The organism is Actinomadura spongiicola (assembly GCF_003432485.1).
GTDB lineage: Bacteria > Actinomycetota > Actinomycetes > Streptosporangiales > Streptosporangiaceae > Spirillospora > Spirillospora spongiicola.
Genome location: NZ_QVNQ01000006.1, coordinates 453,865 through 471,542, shown reverse-complemented (window position 1 = coordinate 471,542; position 17,678 = coordinate 453,865). Strand labels below are relative to the sequence as shown.

Below are 17,678 nucleotides of genomic sequence, written 5' to 3'. Positions count from 1 at the left end.
GTGAGGTCTTGTCATTCTGCTGTGGTCGTGCTCCGTATCGTCAAGGGTAACTCTGCAACTCCATCCTTGGAACCGCGAATCAACAGGCAGCGGGAGGAGGGTGGGGCGAATGATCATTCTGCCGAGTGAGGCGTCGAGTGCCGGGTGGGCACGTGATCATATTAACAAGATCACGGCTAGTTGGCCGGTCGACAGCGGGGATGTTTGTCTGATCACGTCGGAATTGGTGACGAATGCGATTCAGCATGCCATGACCGACGTGGTCGCGGTGCACGCCTACTCGTGGGGGCGCCGGTATGTCCTGGAAGTGTGGGACGCGGATGAGACTCCGCCGCCGTTGGACGGTGTTGAGCCGTCTGAGTCTGGTGGGCGGGGGCTTCTGCTGGTAAGCGAACTGGCCTGTCGGTGGGGCGTGCGGCACATCGAGACGGGCGGGAAGGTCGTCTACGCGGAGTGGACGATCCCATGACCCCCGACGAACTGGCGGTCGACACCTGGCTTCAGATCGCCGTCATACGCGTGTACGGGCCGTGGCTTCGTAAGCCTGGGGTGGTTCCAGGTGACGAGCACGTTCGTGCGGCCGGTCGTGTCGGGCATGCCCGGCTCATGCTCGCGATGCGCAATGTGCAGGACCCGCTGCACTCGGTGCCCAGGGAGACCTTCCAGTGATTCGAACGCATGTCCACGGCTGGGACTTCAGCCCCGGTCACCTGCTGACCATCACGGAGGTGGCCCGGATGTTCGGTGTCAGCGGTGCCACGGTGACGAGGTGGGCGGTGGAAGGAAAGCTCGCCTCCGTCCGCACGCTCGGTGGGCATCGCAGGTTCAGCCGGGAGCAGGTGGAGTACCTCTTGCGGCATGGTCCGTCCTAGGGGCGGTGGTTAGCGGGCTGCGGTGGGCGCCATGGGGGGATTGCCAGTGCCGTCCAGGCACGCAGTAGCCATTCGAGGGGGCCGTAGGCGTGGTGTCGGAGCCACCAGCGGCTGGTCACTGTCTGTGCCGTGAACAGGGTTATGGCGATTGCCGCGACGCCGAGGGGTGCGACACGGCCTATGAGGGCGGCGCCGAAGCCGGTGAACAGCAGGGCGCAGATGAGTGACTGGCCGAGGTAGTTCGTCAGGGACATTCGTCCGGCTGGGGCGAGGGCGCGCACCAGGGTCCGGCTGTGACGGCCCTCGAAGGCTCGGAGGACGGTCGCGGCGTAAGCGGCGGCCAGTAGGGGTGCGGTGATCACGTCGAGGCCCAGGGCGACGACCTGGTAGGCGGGTTCGGGGTGGTTCAGGGTCGCGTGCCCGTACACGATGCCGCCTGTCAGGCCGATGGTGAAACCCGTCCATTGCAGGCGGCGTAGGAACCGCTGGTCAAGGGCGGTGAATGCCTTTCGGCGTCCCGCTGCCAAGCCCAGGAGGAAGGCGGCTAGTGCGGACGGGGCCTGGAAGAAGATGAGCAGGAAGGCGACGTCCGGTAGTTGGCGAAGGTTGGCGGCGATGACGGATGCCGGGGCGCCGCGTAGGTCCTCGGTCGTCTGAGCCGCGGAGGCCGCCACGGACTCCGGGATCGTTCCGTCGCCGCCTGATTGCGCCACGGCGAGTGCGAGGAGCATGTACGCGACGGCTGTGACCGCCAGCGTCACTACGGCGACCCGGACTGCGGTAGCGGGCTTGATGCGGTGCAACGCGAGCAGGACCAGGCCTAGGACGGCGTACAGGGTGAGGATGTCGCCGGGGAAGAGGAAGACCGCGTGCGCGGCGCCGATGACGAACAGGCCGGTGAGGCGTCGCAGGAAGCGTGGGGTGAACCGGACGCCGCGTCGCTCGGCGGAGTCGAGTTGCAGCGTGAAGCTGTAGCCGAACAGGAACGAGAACAGCAGGAAGAACTTGGTCTCGAAGAAGACGGTGACCACCCAGCGGACGGCGGTGCTCACCGGGCCGTCGAGGCCGGGATCCTCCAGGCCGGTGCCGTGGTAGGCGGACGCCATGTAGGTGATGTTGACCATCAGGATGCCGAACAGGGCGAAGCCTCGCAGTGCGTCCACCTGCGTGAGGCGGGCTCCGTCGGGTGGGCCCGAGGCCGGCTTGGTGGGGTGCGAGGGGTCGTTCGTTGTCCTTGGCCGGGTTCTCATGGAGGGAAACTATCATCTAGTGAACGATCGTTTTGAAACGAACGTACTAGGATGGTTCTGGGTGCGATGGGAGGGCATGTGGGGGTGAGGGGGCGGGACGGTCGTGGTGTCGTCCTGCGTAGAGGGATTCCCGAGGGGGCCGAAGGGCAGGTGGCCGGGCTCTACTGGGAGGCGTTCGGGCGCAAGCTTGAGGCCGCGCTTGGTCCGGCCGAGAAAGGGCGGGCGTTCCTCGCGGCCCATCTGCACCACGACCGGGGCATCGCCGTCCTGGACGACGAAGGACGGGTCGTCGGTGTCGCCGGATACAACCTTGGGGGCCGGGCCCTGACCGGCGGCTCGGCATGGGACGTACTGTCCGCGTACGGTGTGCTCAGAGGGGTGCCGCGGCTGGTCCTGCTCGCCCTCTTCACCCGGACGGCCGCCAAGGGCGAACTCGTGATGGACGGAATCTGCGTCGCGGAAGAACACCGCGGCTCCGGCATCGGCGGCATGCTGCTGCGGGAGGTCATCGCCGTGGCCGCCGAGCACGCGTGTTCCCGGATCCGGCTCGACGTCATCGACGTCAACCCGCGTGCCAGGGCGCTGTACGAACGCCACGGTTTCAGCGCCGTGCGCACGCAGCAGACGCCCTTTCTGCGAGGGTTGATGGGGTTCGGGGCGGTGACGACCATGCACCGTCCCTTGCCTACCGAGGTGGCCGATGAGTGAGCGTCCGGAGATCCCCACGCGGCTGCTGGTGCACGCCCTGCTGCGCGAGGACGGGACGGTGGACGCCGGTGAGCTGTACGCCGTCGCCGGGCTGTTGGGCATGAGCGACCAGCAGGTTCGGCTGTGCGTCAAACGCCTCGTCGCCGAAGGCCGGTTCACGCAGGAGGGCCGGGGGCGCAAGGCCGTGCTGCGGGCCGTGGCCGACGCGACCGGCGCCATCGCTCCCGATGTCGGGCATGTCCGCTACGCCTACCGGCAGGACCAGGGGCTCGCCCCCTGGAACGGCACCTGGTATCTGTTCGCCTTCGCCGTCCCGGAGTCGCTCCGCACCGCCCGTGACGCCCTGCGGGAGAGTCTCCTGCACCTGGGCGCCGCGCCCGTCCAGGGTGGGCTGTACGTCAGCGCCAACCCCATCGCCGAGCTGGTCGAAGCCCAGGCCCGTCACCTCGGCGTCATCGACTCGGTCAGCTTCCTCACCAGCACCGACCTGCGCGTCGGCGACATCGACGACCCCCGCCGCCTGGCGGCCGAGATATGGCCCCTGGACGAGATCGCGGCACGGCACGAACGCCTGGCCGCGTTCGCCCGGACGTCCGCCGAGCAACTGAAGCGGGGTCTCTCCGAGGTCGAGCGGCTCACACTGGCGGTCGAACTCGCCGCCGAGTTCAGCCGCGCCATGACCCCCGACCCGCTCCTGCCCCCGGAACTGCTGCCCCAGCCCTGGCCCGGCAGCCATGCCCGGCGACTCTTCCACGAGTGCTGGACGGCTCTTCGCGCCGACTCGCCGTCACCGCCTCGCCTGTTCCGTCTCTACGACGACGCGGTCAGCGTGGCTTGACGCGCAACAGGGCGCGGGCGTCGGCGGACGGCATGGGTGGGCGCTGCGCCAGCGTCGCGGCCTGGGCGGCGCGTTCCACCAGTTGGACGTTCGCCGTGACCGGTTGCCCCTTGGCGAAGGTGACCGTGTCCTCCATGCCGACCCGGAGGTGCCCGCCCGCCGAGAGGGCGGCCAGCAGGACGGGGACGCTCGTGCGCCCGATGCCGGTGGCCGACCAGGTCGCACCGGCGGGGAGGGCCTCCACGGCGGCGACCAGGGTGCGGGTGTCGCCCGGCATGCCGCCGGGGACGCCCATCACCAGGTCGCAGTGGACGTGGCCGCCGGAAGGAAGCCCGTACTTGTCGAGGAGGCGGTGCAGCGCGGCGATGTGGCCCAGGTCGAACAGCTCGAACTCCGGGACGATCTCCAGGGCCTGGGTGCGCTGGTAGAGGTCCACCATGAACGGCCACGGGTTCATGAAGACGTCGGCGCCGAAGTTGACCGTCCCGCAGGTGAGCGAGCACATGTCGGGGTCGGCGTCCAGGACGCGGAGGCGGTCCTCGTAGGGGTCGGTGACCGCGCCGCCCGTGGAGAGCTGGACGATCAGGTTCGTGTTCTCCCGAAGGGCCAGCACCGTGTCGCGGAGGCGGGGCAGGTCGAGTGTGGGCCGTGCGTCGTCGTCGCGGATGTGCACGTGGATGACCGCCGCTCCGGCCGCCTCGCATTCCCTGGCCGTCCTGACCAGCTCATCGAGGGTGACGGGCAGGGCGGGGACGTCGGTCTTCGTGGACTCCGCGCCGGTCGGCGCCACCGTGATGAGCGTCGTTGCTCCCATGGCGGCAGAATGCATGGTCATGCGTGCGGTAGTCCAGCGAGTGAGCCAGGCCAGCGTGTCCGTGGACGGGCGGATCGTCGGGGAGATCGAGGGGCCGGGCCTGCTGGTCCTCGTCGGCGTGACGCACGACGACGATCCCGGGAAGGCCCGCAGGCTCGCGGCGAAACTGTGGGGGCTGAGGATTCTGAAGGACGAGAAGTCGTGCTCGGACGTGAACGCGCCGCTGCTCGTCGTCAGCCAGTTCACCCTCTACGGGGACGCGCGGAAGGGACGCCGCCCGACGTGGACGGCCGCCGCGCCGGGCCCGGTCGCGGAGCCGCTGGTGGACGCGGTCGTCCACGAGCTGAGGGCGCTCGGCGCGAAGGTCGAGACCGGTGAGTTCGGCGCGGACATGCAGGTAGCCCTCGTCAACGACGGCCCGATCACGTTGGTCGTGGACATGTGAGGTCAGCGGAAGCCGTAGATCATCCCGACCAGGGTGGTGAGCGTGCCGAGGGCGGCGAGGACGATCAGGGCGCGGTCTGCGCCGGTGAGGCGGCTGCGCACGTAGGGGGACTGGACGACACCGGGCTCGGCCTCGATCTCCTGGTTTCTCTGGAGGGGGTTGCGCATTCCGACGAGTTGCCACAGCGCGTCGGTTTTGAGCTGCTGGTGATCGGGTCCGCAGGCGAACAGCCGTCCCCGGACGCGTTCCGCGCAGGGGTGCCCCTGGGGTTTCAGCACCCGGCACAGGGTCGGTACGAGGATGAACTGGTACAGGCACCACACCAGGAGGACGAGCAGCGCGACCCGCCACGACCCGAGCCACAGGGCGACCCCGGTGAAGACGGCGAACATCACCCACCACAGCGCCGCGGGCTCCCTGCGGGGAAGGCGCCGGGCACCCCTCCGTGCCGCGGGCGGCTCCTCTTTCCCCAGGTTGGCCACCATCGGTAGGAAACCGCCTTTCACGCGCCACGGCCGGTCAGAAATCGTCTACATCAGACGATATTGCCCTAACCGGTGGTGATCTACCCGGACTTCGCGGGTCGCCGCCGAAGATCGATCTGCGCGTTCGCTCCCGTGTCCGGGGAGACCACGACCTCCTGCGCGGCGGCGACTCCGCCCGCCAGGAGTTCCGCGTCGAGCGGGACGTTCCGTTTGACCAGCGCCAACGCGATCGGGCCCAGTTCGTGGTGCCGGGCGGCCGACCCGACGAACCCGACGGTCCGGCCGCCGGGGATCTCGACGGGGTCGCCGTGCGCGGGCAGCCGGTCGACGCTGCCGTCGAGGTGCAGGAACACCAGGCGGCGCGGCGGGCGTCCCAGGTTGTGGACGCGGGCGACGGTCTCCTGCCCCCGGTAGCAGCCCTTGTTCAGGTGAACGGCCGTCTCCACGTATCCCGCCTCGTGCGGGATCGTCCGGTGGTCGGTGTCGAGTTCGAAGCGGGGACGGTGCTCGGCGATGCGGAGCGCCTCGTAGGCCCAGAGTCCCGCTGGTCGCAGGCCCTCGGGGAACTCGCCGCGTGGGACGATCCGGGTGACGGTTCCGGCGACGTCCGGCCACGCGAGTTCGCCGGGACCGGCGGGCCCGGGCCCCGTGATCACGGCGTGGTCGGCGGACACGTCGGCGACCTCGACGCGGAGCATGAACCGCATCCGGTCGAGGAACTCCACCAGCGGGGACGCCGTGCCGGGCTCCACATGGGCCCAGACCGCTTCACCGTCGTCGATCAGGAAGAGATGGTTCTCGATGTGCCCGTTGGGGCCGAGCAGCAGTGCCTCGGTCGGCTCGAACGGCTTCAACGCGTCCAGGTGCTGGCTCAGCAGGCTGTGCAGCCACTTGAGCCGGTCGGGGCCGGACACCTTGACGACACCCCGGTTGCCGCGGTCCACGAACGCCGCCCCGTCCTCAAGGGCGCGTTGCTCTTGCGCGGGCTCCCCGTAGTGCGCGGCGACCTCCTGGTCGGGCGCGTCGGCGGGGACGGCTCCGGGCGACTCCAGCAGCGGGCTCTCCATGCCACCAGGTTATGTCGCGCGGCAGTCCTTGCACCGCCCGTAGACCGTGAGGTGATGCACGTCCGTCTCGAAACCGAAGTCGCGTTGCAGGACGTCGGCGAGCCCGCCCGCCGCACGCGGATCGACGTCCTCGACGGTGTGGCAGTTCCGGCACACCAGGTGGATGTGTTCGGCCTCGGCCGCCAGATGGTAGTTCGGCGGGCCGTGCCCGAGATGTGCGTGCTTGACCAGCCCGAGCTCTTCGAGCAGTTCGAGCGTCCGGTACACGGTGGAGATGTTCACACCGCGGGCGGTGCGCTGCACCTCGGCGCAGATCTCTTCCGGGGTCGCGTGCTCCAGGTTGGTGACCGCTTCGAGGACCAGCTGGCGCTGGGGGGTGACCCGGTACCCCTTCGCCCGCAGCTCCTCCTGCCACGATTCGACCATGTCACGAGTCTAGATCCCGCCGGCCCGGAACCTCACCGCGGACGTCCGGTCGGCGAAAAAACGCTTGCCCGTCCGCGCGAGGCTCACATAACGTGCGGGGTACGCGCGAAAGGAGGTGGTCCAAGACATGGTTGATCTTAGGACTCGCGAGGTGGCTGTCCGCTAGTCGCCGTTCCGCCTCGGCGCCGCCGCCTCCGGCGGTGGCAACCGGTCGCGACGGTGACCGGCGAATCCCAGGCAGTTACCCGGTCCCCGGACCGATGGACCCGTCCTGTCCATCGCCCCGCCCCCGAAACGGCGGGAAGGTCCGGGGATCGTTCATTTCTCAGGCCACCCGCTTCAACTGCGCCGACACGTGCGACTGGAGCTTCTCCCCCATCGCCGCCATGTCGTAGGCCCAACCGAGATCCTCGCCGATCATGCCGTACAGGCGGTGCCCGGCGGTCACCTCCTTGGCCGACTCGGTGCGGGCGACGACGTCCGTCCGCATCTCCACCCGGCTGAACGCGACGGTGCCGACGTAGATCTCCACGATGCCCGTCGGGTGCGCCAGCGTGACCTCGACCCCGTTGCCGGGACGCGGCCTCCAGTACCCCGTCTCCGCCGCCAGCGGGCGCCCGAGCGTGCCGTCCTCCTCGATCAGCCACGTCCGGCTCGCGTAGCTCAGAAAAGGCTTGCCGTTGTGGGTGAAGGACAGCTCCTGCCCGAAGTTGAACGACTCGATCGTGGGATAGCCGCCGACACCGGCGCCCTCCCAGGTGCCGAGGAGGAATTTCAGCGGCTCAAGGTCCGGGTGCAGCTCAGGATCCATGAGCACCGAGGGTAGTGGGGCAGGCGGCGCGGCGCGTCCCGGTGCCGTGCCCCCGCCGAACTCGGGACCTGCGTCCCTGTCCGGAACCGCGCGCCTTCCGAATCATTGGAACGTGTCAAGCCTCATGGTGGTCCTGCTCCTCCCGCTCATCATCGCCTCCGCTCTGCTGGCCGCGGGCTGGGTCTGGCGGATCCGCTTCCGCAATCTGCGGCGCGGCACCCTGACGGACTGCGCCGGGGTCGCCGCCCTTCACGACGGCGTCCCCTGCCAGGTGACCGGGACGGCCCTCGCCGTCCAGCCCGCGCCGTTCTCCGGGACGCCGTGCGCCTGGTACAAGATCAAGGCCACGGCCAAGACCAGGGCGGGCGGCAAGCGCGTCTTCGTCGACGAGAAGTCCAAGGCGCCCTTCTACCTCCAGGACAAGACGGGGCGCCTGACCGTCTTCCCGGAGAACGCGGCCGTGGACGCGCCCGTCCAGACGATGGACGAGCGGCGAGCCCACAACGGGAACCTGCCCGGCGTGGACGAGGAGGTCGCGGAGTACCGCTACGAGGAGTGGATCCTGCCGGCCGACGGCCCCCTGTACGTCCTCGGCACGTCGACGGGCGGGTCCATCGGCAAGGACAAGGAGACCGGCCAGTACAGCATCACCACGCGGACGCGGCGGGATTTCCAGCGGCGTGCCGTGATGTTCATGGGCATCGGCTACGGCGGCGGCTCGCTCATCGTCCTCATCTGCGGGGTCATCGTCCTCGTCAACCACATCTACTACGGGGACTGACCCGCCCTATCTCAGGCGAGCCAGGCGGATCACGAGTAGTACGGCGGATACCGCCATGAACCCGAGGAAGCCGACGAGTATCCCGACGTTCACCATCCCGCTCATACCGGACGATGCTACGCGCGACCGTGCGCGATCGTCCGGCTAGAGTTCGAGCATGGCGAGACCACTGGTCATCAAGGTGACGGCGGGCGCGGACGCCCCCGAGCGCTGCAACCAGGCGTTCACGGTCGCGGCGGCGGCCGTCGCCAGCGGGGTCCCGGTGTCGCTGTGGCTGACCGGCGAGTCCTCGTGGTTCGCGCTGCCCGGTCGCGCGGCGGAGTTCTCACTTCCGCACGCCACTCCCCTGGACGATCTGCTCACCGTGATCCTCACCGCGGGCCAGGTCACCCTCTGCACGCAGTGCGCGGCCCGCCGCGACATCGGACCGGACGACGTCCTGCCCGGCGTCCGCATCGCCGGAGCCCCGACGTTCGTCGAGGAGATCACCCGGGACGACGTCCAGGCGCTGGTCTACTGACCGGGTCGGCACGGCGGCGACGGCCACACCCGCCACCACGGCCCCGGTGAGGCCGAGTACAAGATCCCCGATGGTGTCGCGGTAGGCGGTCGTCGCCTCGGGGGTGTCGAGGATGAACAGGCCGTACTCGGCGACCTCCCACACGATCGCCGCGGCCGCCCCGATCCCGGCGCAGCAGACCGCCAGCGTCCACGACCTGAGGCCACCCCACCGACGTAGCGCGATCCCCGCGGCGGCGCACAGCAGCGCCCAGTTGCCGAAGTGGCAGGCGTCGTCGAACCACCCCACGGAGTCGTACAGGTCGGCGGCGTTGCCCGCGACGTCGATGACGAACGGCGCGGTCACGAGGAGGTCGACGTCCCACGGGAACGGCCTGGGACGGCCGCGCAGCGCCCAGATGAGGGCGACGACCAGGGCGGCGGCGGGATAGGCGACCGCGCGGGCGCCCATCGCCTTGTCCGCGAACCGGTCCCACTCGGGGAAGGCAACGGCGAGGCCGAGGAGGCCTAGCAACGCCGCCTTGGCGACGAGCGCGGGAACAAGCCATCGGGAAGGGTTCATGCCATCAGCCTGACGATCCGGTGAGAGCGCCCGCATCGGTGCGGATACTCAGATGTGCCTGAGTGTGAGTACCCAGGGCACCAGGGGACGTGGCAGGAGGGAAGGTAAAAGCACCGCAGAACGGATATAGATCAGCGGAGCACGGCCGGACCACCGCACGTCCCGAACCTAGTGGAGCCATCGGATGATCGACGTACCCGTCTGGGCCTGGGTCGCCACGATCGGGCTGATCATCGGACTGTTCGTCTTCGACCTGGTCGTCGCGGTGCGGCGCCCGCACGCCGTCGGGCTGCGCGAGGCGACGTTCTGGTCGGTGTTCTACATCGCCGTCGCGGTCCTGTTCGGTCTCGTCGTGTGGGCCGCGGCCGGGTCGACGGGAGGCACCGAGTACTTCTCCGGCTGGATCGTCGAGAAGAGCCTGTCGGTCGACAACCTCTTCGTCTTCGTGATCATCATGTCGCGGTTCGCGGTGCCGCAGGAGTACCAGCAGAAGACGCTGCTGTTCGGGATCGCCGCGGCGCTGATCCTGCGGGCCGTGCTCATCGCGGTCGGCGCCGCGGCGATCAACCTGTTCTCCTTCACCTTCCTGATCTTCGGTCTGGTGCTGATCTGGACGGCGGTGCAGCTCATCCGGCATCGCAACGAGGAACCCGACGTGGAGGACACCTTCTTCGTCCGCCGCGCCCGCAAGCTCTTCCCGGTGAGCGACGACTTCCACGGCGGACGGATGCTCGCGCACGAGGACGGCCGCCGGGTGGCGACCCCGCTGCTCATCGTGTTCATCGCGATCGGCAGCACGGACGTGCTGTTCGCGCTCGACTCCATCCCGGCGGTGTTCGGCGTGACGAAGGACCCGTTCCTCGTCTTCACCGCCAACGCGTTCGCGCTCCTCGGCCTCCGTGCCCTGTACTTCCTCATCGAGGGCCTGCTGGAACGGCTCGTCTACCTGTCGATCGGGCTGTCGATCATCCTCGCGTTCATCGGCGTCAAACTGATCCTGCATTTCCTGCACGAGGACGTCACGAAGTCCATCCCGGAGATCCCGACGCCGCTGTCGCTGGGCGTGATCATGGTGATTCTGCTGTTCACCACGGCCGCGAGCCTGGTCCGCGTCCACCACCACCCCGAGGAGAAGGCGCACGCCGGTTCCCTGCGCAAGCGCCGCGAGCGGCCGCGTGAGGAGGAGCCCGCCGCCCGCTGAACGGGGAGCTAGAAGATCAGTCCGCCGGTCGCGCGGATGTTCTGCCCGGTGATCCAGCGCCCGTCCGGCCCGGCGAGGAACGCGACCACGTCGGCGATGTCCGCGGGGGTGCCGAGGCGTCCCAGGGCGGTGAACGCCGCGGTCTGCTCCAGGGCCTCCGGCGGGTTGGTGTCGCGCAGCATCCGGGTGTCGGTCGCGCCCGGCGAGACGGTGTTCACCGTGATGTCCCGCGCGCCGAACTCGCGGGCTGCGACGGCGGAGAACTGCTCCAACGCGGCCTTGCTCGCCGAGTACAGCGCCAGCCCCGCCACCGGCAGGACGGTGTTCAAAGTGGAGATGTTGACGATGCGTCCGCCGTCGCGCAATAGGGGCTCGGCCCGGCGCATCGCCAACAGGGGGAACTTCGCGTTCGCCGTCATCACCCGGTCGAACAGTTCCGGGGTGATGTCGCGGATCGCGGTCGGCGGGTTGATGGCGGCGTTGTTGACGAGGATGTCGAGCCCGTCGCCGACCGGTTCGAATAACGCGTCGATGCTCGCCAGGTCCTCCTGGTCGGCGCGGACGGCGACCGTGCCCGCGACGTCCCGTACCAGTGCGTTCGCGGCGTCCTCGTCGTCCCGGTAGCTGAACGTCACCCGCGCGCCGTCCCGGGCGAGGCGCCGCACGATGGCCGCGCCGATCCCCCGCGAACCTCCCGTCACCAAGGCGATCTTGTCTTTGAGCGTCATACGGTCGGAGACTAGCCGCTCGGCGGCGCCGTGCAGGAGGGGAAGCGGATCTCGAACAGCGCTCCGCCTTCGGGCGCGTCGCCGACCGTGATGTCCCCGCCGTGCGCGCGGACCAGGTCTCGGGTGATGGCCAGGCCGAGCCCGGCGCCGCCGTCGTCGCGGCTGCGCGCCTCGTCGAGCCGGACGAACCGCTCGAAGATCCGCTCACGGTCGGCCGGTGACACTCCGACGCCGTCGTCGGCGACCCGCAGCACCGTCGCGCCGTCCCCTGCGCCCAGGTTGACGCGGATTCTGGAGGCGGCGTGCCGTTCGGCGTTGTCGAGCAGGTTGGACAGGACGCGTTCGAGCCGCACTCGGCTGCCCAGCACCCGGGGGGCGTCCGACACGTCGGCCTCGATGGTGAGGGCGCGGGCGCCCGCGGGACGGCGCCTCAGTTCGTCGCGCAACAGCTCGGCCACGTCCACCGGTTCGGGCGACGCGGGACGGTCACCGGCGTCCAGGCGGGCGAGGAGCAGCAGGTCGGCGGCCAAGTGCTGGAGCCGGACGACGTCCTCGGTCAGTTCGGCCACGTCCAGCAGATGGGGGTGCGCCGCCCCCACCTCAAGCTGGGTGCGCAGGGAGGCGACCGGGGTGCGCAGCTCGTGCGCGGCGTCGGCGACGAAGGCGCGCTGCCGCGCCACCGAGCGTTCCAGCGCGGCCAGGGTCTGGTTCGTCGTGTGCGCCAGCTCGGCCACCTCGTCCCGCGACCTGGACACGGGGACGCGGCGGGCCAGGTCGCCCGATGAGGTGATCTCCGCCAGTTCACCGCGGATCGCCGCCACCGGACGCAGCGCGCGCCGGGTGACCAGCCAGGTCAGCGCCGCCGCGACGGCCACCAGCAGCGGAAGGCCCGCCAGCATGCCCCGGCCCACCGCGGCCACCGCGTCGCGTGTGGTGGCCAGGCTCGCGCCCGCGTACACGGTGACGGTCTGGCCCGCGGGCGTGGTGGCCTCCACCGCCGCGAACCGGTGATCGGCGGTGCGGCCGTTCACGGTGACGCGGCCCGCGGTGTGGAGGATTTCGTCGGAGACCTGGCCGGGACGGGGGTCCTCCTCGTCCGGGGTGTCGCCGTCCGCCGACACCAGGGCGGCGGTCCCCGGCCCGGGGGTGGTCGCGGGATGGCCGGTGCCGCTGATGGCCTGGAGGTCCTCGCTCACGGCGAGGACCCGGCCGGACGAGTTCACGATCTGGACCGGGCGCTCCTCGGCGTCGTCCAGGTCCAGCCGCTCGTACGGGGTGCCGGTGGCGAGCTCGGCGGCGATCCCCCGGGCGGTCATCTCGGCCTGGAGGTCGGCGTGCCCGGCGAGGTTCGCCCGGAGCAGGGACAACACGGCCAGCGCCATGACGACCAGCGCGGCGGCGACCACGACGGTCGCGCCCATCGTGGTGCGGGCGCGCACCGAGCCCAACGGGTCGAGCAGGCGGGACATCTAGGCGCCCCCGCCCCCGTCGGGGTGGAGGGCGCCGCCGGGGTGGACGGCGCCGCCGTCGATGGCCAGCCGGTACCCGGCGCCGCGCACCGTGGTGATCGATCTGCGGCCGAAGGGGGCGTCCAGCTTGCGGCGCAGTGCGCTCACGTAGACCTCGACGATGTTGGGGTCGCCCTCGAAGGCGCCGTCCCAGACGTGCGCGAGGATCTGCGTCTTCGACACCACCTGGCCCGCGTTGGTCGCCAGATACTCCAGGACGGAGAACTCCCTGGCCGTCAGTTCCACCGGCACGCCCGCGCGCAGCACGCGCCTGGCGGCGGGGTCGATGGACATGTCGCCGAGTTCGATGAGGGGGGACGCGCCCCGGGTGCGGCGCCGCAGCAGGGCCCGGATGTGGGCGAGCAGCACCACGTAGGAGAACGGCTTGGTGAGGTAGTCGTCGGCGCCGGTGTCGAGCCCCTCGACCTGGTCGTACTCGCCGTCCTTGGCGGTGAGCATCAGGATCGGGGTGTCGTCGCCCGCCCCGCGCAGGGCCGAGCAGACCCGGTAGCCGTTCATGCCGGGCAGCATGATGTCGAGCAGGATCAGGTCGTAGTCGTTCTCCAGCGCCCGGTTCAGGCCGGACTCGCCGTCGTCCGCCAGGTCGACCGCGAAGCCCTCGGCGGCCAGGCCCTGTGCCAGTGACCTGGCCAGCCGCTTCTCGTCCTCGACGATCAACAGGCGCATCAGCCCAGCCCTTTTCGTCGCCCATTGCACTCGGTGGCGCTTCGATAACATAGTGTAGTCGAGATGTGATCGGCGGCCCGGGGCTGCCGGGCACCCTCACGTCCCGCCCCTTCGGGATCGCGGACTTCGAGCGGGAGGGAAGGCATGAGGTTCGCCGCGAAGAACGCGCTGACGGCCCGCCGGCGACTGCTCCTGACCGCGATCGCGGCGGGCGCGGTGGCGGCACCGGCGGGGGCCGCCGCCACCGCGATCGCCGCCGGGGACGACGAGCGCGTCTCACCCGTCGCCGCGCGTCTGAACGTCGAGCGGGCCGCCGGTGTCGCGCTGGCGGCGGCGCCCGGTGGCCACATCGAGGGCCTGGAGATCGATTTCAACGGCCGGACCCTGATCTGGGAGGCGGACGTCCTGGCGGGCGACGGCACCGCGCGGGAGATGCACATCGACGCCCATGACGGCCGCGTGCTGGCCGATCAGGTCGACCCGCCCGAGGAGGGCGAGGACGCGGACGGCTGCGACGACTCCAGGCCCGACGACGGCGCCACCGAACACACGGACCCGGTCACGGCCCTGCGCTCGGCGAAGATCACCGCCTCCCGGGCGGCACGGGCGGCCGTGGCGACCGTGTCCGGCACCGCGACCTCGATCGACTTCGAGTACCGGCGGACGGGATCGGTCTGGGAAGTCGACATCACCGCCGATGACGGTGGGCAGCACACGCTGCGGGTGAACGCCGCGACGGGCGAGGTCACCCCGGGCGCCGCCGGACAGGACGACGGCTGATCTCTTCGGGAGCCGGAGCGGTTTCGCCGCCGACGGTTCGTCCGGGCAGGCCGCGCAGGTCATTTCGCCGTGACGCGTCGCGCCACCAGGCCGTCCGGGAGCGCCTTCACCCACAGTCCGTCGCACCCCCGGCACGCCCGATCGACCCAGGGCGGCTGGGCGGCCACCCCGCTCAACCGCCAGGCGACCGCGTCACCGCAGTACCGCGCCTCGTACAGTTCCTCCCACACGTGCAGGCAGCGCAGGCAGTGAAAGCGCCACTTCTCCGTGGCCGTCTGAACGCCGCCCGCACGTAGGGGCGAGCTTTGTGGGTGCACCCGCGGACCGCGGATCTCGCGGAGTTCAGGGCCGGTGGGGCCCTCCTCGGCGTCGGTCCGCCCGCGTGAGACGTCCAGGAGAAACGTCATCGGCCTTCTCCTCCGATCGGTGCGCTGAACGCTTCGATGGAGTTCACACTGACGAACGTTTCTGAGCCCGAACTGAAGCACCCTGAACACACCTTCAGAATGGTTCACTTCGCTATTTAGATGAGATTACCTACCTTTCGGACAGATTGAACAAAAGCCTCATAATGGCGGTCCGGGGCGGGCGTCAGGTGGTGATGAGGTCGGGCAGCCGGGTCTGGAAGTCCAGGACACCGACCCACGTGGGGCGCAGCGCCATGCGGGCCATGAGCGTCTCCGGGTGGTCGGCCGCGGCCACATAGCCCGCGCCGCCCTCCTCGCCGAGAAAGCGGCGGGCCGCCTCCGCCTGCTCGGGGACCATTCCCTTCACCTCGGTGATCGAGACACGGCCGCGCAGCAGAAGCACCTCCGGCGGCTGCGGCTCGGTGTCGATCGTGATCGCCACATCGGGACGTTCGCGCAAAGCCTTCACGCGATACGCCGGACGCAGCACTCCGATCGGCGGGCAGTACAGGTAGGTCGCCATCACCAGCTCGTCGCCCGTCCAGACGAACCAGGACGACATCACGCGGGGCGTCCCGTCGGTCGCGGTGTAGGCGACCCGGGCCGGGATGGTCGAGTTCAGCAGACGTCGCGCGATATCGGTCTGGAGCAGGCGTACATCGCCCTGCGGGTAATCCATGAGCGTCTCCTTCCGTGACGGGAAGGTTGACTCGGCAGGGCGCTCCGACTCATCGCCGATTCACAGAATGGCGACGAAAGGACGGTCGGCGTGGCTTTTCGGCCACGCCGACCGTGGTCGCCGCCTGGGCGGCGTGTCGGGCGGGTCAGCCCGCTACGGCCTTGAGGCGTTCCTCGCGGAGGCGGCCCGCCCAGGAGTCGTCCAGCGGCGGAAGGTCGTGCCCGACCGCCCAGCGCAGGAGCAGGTCGGCGAGACCGGGGTTGCGGACGAGGGCCGGACCGTGCATGTAGGTGCCGAGAACACGGCCGCTGTAGGCGCCCTCGAAGCCGTCGCCGTTGCCGATGCCGTGCGTGACCTTCGCCAGCGGGCGGGCGTGCTGGCCGAGGTGCGTGACGCCCTGGTGGTTCTCGAACCCGGTGATGCGGGGCACGTTCAACTCGGCCGCGACATCGCCGACGATCTCACCGACCGCGCGCCGCTCGCCCCGGGTGGAGCGGATGTCGAGCAGGCCGAGTCCCGGGACGGGCTGCCCCTCCTCGCCACCGAACTCGTGACCGAGAAGCTGGTATCCCGCGCAGACCGCGAACACCACGGCGCCGGACTGGACGGCTCGGGCGAGCCCGCCGTCGCCTCGCAGGCGCTGCGCCGCGAGGATCTGCGGACGGTCCTCGCCGCCGCCGAGCAGGTAGATGTCGCCGTCGGCGGGGACGGGCTCGTCCGAGCGGAGGGCGACCGTCCGCGTCGGGATGCGACGCAGCGCCGCGCGACGCTCCAGGACGATCGTGTTGCCCTGGTCGCCGTAGGTGCTGAGCAGGTCCGGGTAGATCCAGACGATCTTGATGTGGTCAGACGACACGGCCGTACCTCGTTCGGATGGACTGGAAGGCGGTGTAGTTGGCGATCACGTCGAGATGGCCCGGGGGAACGGCCATGACCGCCTGGTCGATGTCGTCCACCACGGTGAACGTGACGTCGGCGGCCTCCAGGCGGGCGGCGAGGTCGATCCGGCGCTCACCGGTGACCCAGACGGGACGGCCGCGCAGGATGCGGTAGTCGACGTCCCAGAGCCAGGACGTGTCGCGTCCGTCCGGGCCCTGCGCGTTGATCGACAACGCCACCGGCCCCGGCGCGGGTTGCAGGACGTCGAACGCCTCCAGCCAGCCCGCCGGGTTCTTCGACAGCAGCAGGCGGATGCTGCGGCCCTCGTGCTCGACCGTGGTGTAACGACCGGCGACGGACGTGACCTGCGACAGCAGCGGAAGCGCCTGCTCCGGCGGGACGCCGAACTGGGCGACGACGGCGAGCGCGATCAGCGCGTTGGAACGGTTCGCGCGGCCGGGCAGGGACAGTTCGGTGAGCCCGAACGTCCGGCCGTCCGGCGCGGTGACGAGGTCGCCCTTCAGCGTCCAGTCGGGGCGTGGCCGGGCGAAGTGGCACTGGCGGCAGCGCCAGTCGCTGTCCTCGTCGGTGTCCTGCCGGTCGAGGGGGCCGCCGCATTCGGGACAGCACCAGGAGTCCTCGCGCCAGTGCTGGCCCGCCGCGACCCACGTGACACTCTTCGCGGTGGACGCCCCCCAGGTGACGAGCGGGTCGTCGCAGTTGGCGATGACATGGCTCTGCGGGGCCGCCTCCAGGGCGCGGCGCCACTTCCCGGCCAGCAGCCAGATCTCGGCGGCGCGGTCCATCTGGTCGCGGCTGAGGTTCATCAGCGCGACGATGTTGGCCCCGGTCTCCCGCAGGACCATCGGGACGTATTTCTCGTCACACTCCAGGACGCCGTACCGGGCCGTGGGCGCGGCGGCGAGCGCCGACACATGACCCGTCGGCATGTTCGCGCCGAACGCGTTGGTGGCGACCTCCCCCAGCGGTGTCATCGCCGAGGTGATCAGCCGGGTCGTCGTCGTCTTGCCGTTGGTGGCGCTGACGAGGACGAGCTTGCGGTCCTTGGCCAGCCTGGTCAGCAGCTCCGGGTCGAGGCGGAGGCCCACCCGTCCGCCGATCACCGAGCCGTCCCCGCGGCCCGCCATGCGGGACATCTTGGCGGCCGTACGACCAAGCGCGACGGCCAGCTGCGAACGCAGCGGAAGATCGCTCATCGACTCCGTCTTCT

23 protein-coding genes are annotated in these 17,678 nt (G+C 70.1%); 10 read left to right on the top strand and 13 right to left on the bottom strand.

Annotated features, from left to right (window positions below; all coding sequences use genetic code 11):
- Positions 1-109 precede the first annotated feature (109 nt).
- From D0T12_RS21895 to D0T12_RS21885, 3 genes are read left to right on the top strand one after another with little or no spacing between them, the layout of a single operon-like run.
- Positions 110-469, top strand: a complete 360-nt coding sequence (locus D0T12_RS21895) for an ATP-binding protein (protein WP_117401502.1) — start codon at positions 110-112, stop codon at positions 467-469.
- Positions 466-669: a hypothetical protein gene (locus D0T12_RS21890; protein WP_117401501.1), complete on the top strand. Its 204-nt coding sequence runs from the start codon at positions 466-468 to the stop codon at positions 667-669. The genes D0T12_RS21895 and D0T12_RS21890 overlap by 4 nt, the downstream gene beginning before the upstream one ends.
- Positions 666-872 carry a helix-turn-helix domain-containing protein gene (locus D0T12_RS21885; RefSeq protein WP_325050837.1) on the top strand — a complete coding sequence of 69 codons (207 nt, stop codon included), beginning with the start codon at positions 666-668 and terminating at the stop codon, positions 870-872. Before D0T12_RS21890 ends, D0T12_RS21885 begins: the two co-directional genes overlap by 4 nt.
- On the opposite strand, the gene D0T12_RS21880 is transcribed toward D0T12_RS21885, so the two are convergent.
- Entirely contained in the window at positions 869-2,035 is a 1,167-nt protein-coding gene (locus D0T12_RS21880; protein ID WP_233526209.1) for a DUF418 domain-containing protein, read from the bottom strand. The two genes, D0T12_RS21885 and D0T12_RS21880, sit on opposite strands and share 4 nt — an antisense overlap.
- Before the next feature lie 165 nt (positions 2,036-2,200).
- On the opposite strand from D0T12_RS21880, the gene D0T12_RS21875 reads away from it, so the two are divergent.
- Together D0T12_RS21875 and D0T12_RS21870 are read left to right on the top strand one after the other, a co-directional pair.
- Positions 2,201-2,830, top strand: coding sequence for a GNAT family N-acetyltransferase (locus D0T12_RS21875; protein WP_199487602.1), 630 nt, complete (start codon positions 2,201-2,203; stop codon positions 2,828-2,830).
- On the top strand, positions 2,823-3,668 hold the full coding sequence (locus D0T12_RS21870) for a PaaX family transcriptional regulator C-terminal domain-containing protein (RefSeq protein WP_117401499.1): 846 nt from the start codon (positions 2,823-2,825) through the stop codon (positions 3,666-3,668). The genes D0T12_RS21875 and D0T12_RS21870 overlap by 8 nt, the downstream gene beginning before the upstream one ends.
- Here D0T12_RS21870 and D0T12_RS21865 read toward each other — a convergent pair.
- A complete protein-coding gene (locus D0T12_RS21865) occupies positions 3,655-4,482 on the bottom strand; it encodes a BKACE family enzyme (RefSeq protein ID WP_117401498.1) in 828 nt (275 codons plus the stop codon). The genes D0T12_RS21870 and D0T12_RS21865 overlap by 14 nt on opposite strands.
- A gap of 19 nt (positions 4,483-4,501) precedes the next feature.
- Between D0T12_RS21865 and dtd the strand changes: the two genes are divergently transcribed.
- Positions 4,502-4,927 (top strand): D-aminoacyl-tRNA deacylase, encoded by a 426-nt coding sequence (dtd, locus tag D0T12_RS21860; protein ID WP_117401623.1) that lies wholly within the window; start codon positions 4,502-4,504, stop codon positions 4,925-4,927.
- A 2-nt stretch (positions 4,928-4,929) separates the two neighbouring features.
- Here the strand turns inward: dtd and D0T12_RS21855 are convergent, their stop codons facing one another.
- The 4 genes from D0T12_RS21855 to D0T12_RS21840 all read right to left on the bottom strand — a co-directional run bounded on the left by D0T12_RS21855 (position 4,930) and on the right by D0T12_RS21840 (position 7,716).
- On the bottom strand, positions 4,930-5,412 hold the full coding sequence (locus D0T12_RS21855) for a hypothetical protein (protein WP_117401497.1): 483 nt from the start codon (positions 5,410-5,412) through the stop codon (positions 4,930-4,932).
- A gap of 80 nt (positions 5,413-5,492) precedes the next feature.
- Complete coding sequence (ygfZ, locus tag D0T12_RS21850) at positions 5,493-6,479, bottom strand: CAF17-like 4Fe-4S cluster assembly/insertion protein YgfZ (protein WP_117401496.1); 987 nt, start codon at positions 6,477-6,479, stop codon at positions 5,493-5,495.
- A gap of 9 nt (positions 6,480-6,488) precedes the next feature.
- Positions 6,489-6,905 carry a Fur family transcriptional regulator gene (locus D0T12_RS21845; protein ID WP_117401495.1) on the bottom strand — a complete coding sequence of 139 codons (417 nt, stop codon included), beginning with the start codon at positions 6,903-6,905 and terminating at the stop codon, positions 6,489-6,491.
- 325 nt (positions 6,906-7,230) lie between these two features.
- Positions 7,231-7,716: an FABP family protein gene (locus D0T12_RS21840; protein ID WP_117401494.1), complete on the bottom strand. Its 486-nt coding sequence runs from the start codon at positions 7,714-7,716 to the stop codon at positions 7,231-7,233.
- 112 nt (positions 7,717-7,828) lie between these two features.
- Between D0T12_RS21840 and D0T12_RS21835 the strand changes: the two genes are divergently transcribed.
- The 3 genes from D0T12_RS21835 (at position 7,829) to D0T12_RS21820 (ending at position 10,779) form a co-directional block, all read left to right on the top strand.
- Complete coding sequence (locus D0T12_RS21835) at positions 7,829-8,497, top strand: GIDE domain-containing protein (protein WP_158581581.1); 669 nt, start codon at positions 7,829-7,831, stop codon at positions 8,495-8,497.
- Between the two features lie 157 nt (positions 8,498-8,654).
- Entirely contained in the window at positions 8,655-9,017 is a 363-nt protein-coding gene (locus tag D0T12_RS21830; protein ID WP_117401492.1) for a DsrE family protein, read from the top strand.
- Positions 9,018-9,762: 745 nt separating this feature from the next.
- Complete coding sequence (locus tag D0T12_RS21820) at positions 9,763-10,779, top strand: TerC family protein (RefSeq protein WP_117401491.1); 1,017 nt, start codon at positions 9,763-9,765, stop codon at positions 10,777-10,779.
- Positions 10,780-10,787: 8 nt separating this feature from the next.
- On the opposite strand, the gene D0T12_RS21815 is transcribed toward D0T12_RS21820, so the two are convergent.
- Genes D0T12_RS21815 through D0T12_RS21805 form a run of 3 tightly spaced genes read right to left on the bottom strand, consistent with a single transcriptional unit; the run spans position 10,788 to position 13,702 of the window.
- Positions 10,788-11,507 (bottom strand): SDR family oxidoreductase, encoded by a 720-nt coding sequence (locus D0T12_RS21815; protein WP_117401490.1) that lies wholly within the window; start codon positions 11,505-11,507, stop codon positions 10,788-10,790.
- 11 nt (positions 11,508-11,518) lie between these two features.
- On the bottom strand, positions 11,519-12,976 hold the full coding sequence (locus D0T12_RS21810) for a sensor histidine kinase (protein ID WP_199487601.1): 1,458 nt from the start codon (positions 12,974-12,976) through the stop codon (positions 11,519-11,521).
- Complete coding sequence (locus D0T12_RS21805) at positions 12,977-13,702, bottom strand: response regulator transcription factor (RefSeq protein ID WP_117401489.1); 726 nt, start codon at positions 13,700-13,702, stop codon at positions 12,977-12,979. It lies immediately after the preceding gene.
- Between the two features lie 144 nt (positions 13,703-13,846).
- On the opposite strand from D0T12_RS21805, the gene D0T12_RS21800 reads away from it, so the two are divergent.
- Positions 13,847-14,482 carry a PepSY domain-containing protein gene (locus tag D0T12_RS21800; RefSeq protein ID WP_117401488.1) on the top strand — a complete coding sequence of 212 codons (636 nt, stop codon included), beginning with the start codon at positions 13,847-13,849 and terminating at the stop codon, positions 14,480-14,482.
- 59 nt (positions 14,483-14,541) lie between these two features.
- Here D0T12_RS21800 and D0T12_RS21795 read toward each other — a convergent pair whose 3' ends face one another.
- The 4 genes from D0T12_RS21795 to D0T12_RS21780 form a co-directional block, all read right to left on the bottom strand.
- Positions 14,542-14,889, bottom strand: a complete 348-nt coding sequence (locus tag D0T12_RS21795; RefSeq protein WP_233526208.1) for a hypothetical protein — start codon at positions 14,887-14,889, stop codon at positions 14,542-14,544.
- A 184-nt stretch (positions 14,890-15,073) separates the two neighbouring features.
- A complete protein-coding gene (locus D0T12_RS21790) occupies positions 15,074-15,568 on the bottom strand; it encodes a pyridoxamine 5'-phosphate oxidase family protein (RefSeq protein WP_117401487.1) in 495 nt (164 codons plus the stop codon).
- A gap of 145 nt (positions 15,569-15,713) precedes the next feature.
- Complete coding sequence (locus D0T12_RS21785) at positions 15,714-16,424, bottom strand: type 1 glutamine amidotransferase (protein WP_117401486.1); 711 nt, start codon at positions 16,422-16,424, stop codon at positions 15,714-15,716.
- Positions 16,414-17,664, bottom strand: a complete 1,251-nt coding sequence (locus tag D0T12_RS21780) for a Mur ligase family protein (protein ID WP_117401485.1) — start codon at positions 17,662-17,664, stop codon at positions 16,414-16,416. Before D0T12_RS21780 ends, D0T12_RS21785 begins: the two co-directional genes overlap by 11 nt.
- Positions 17,665-17,678: the final 14 nt, after the last annotated feature.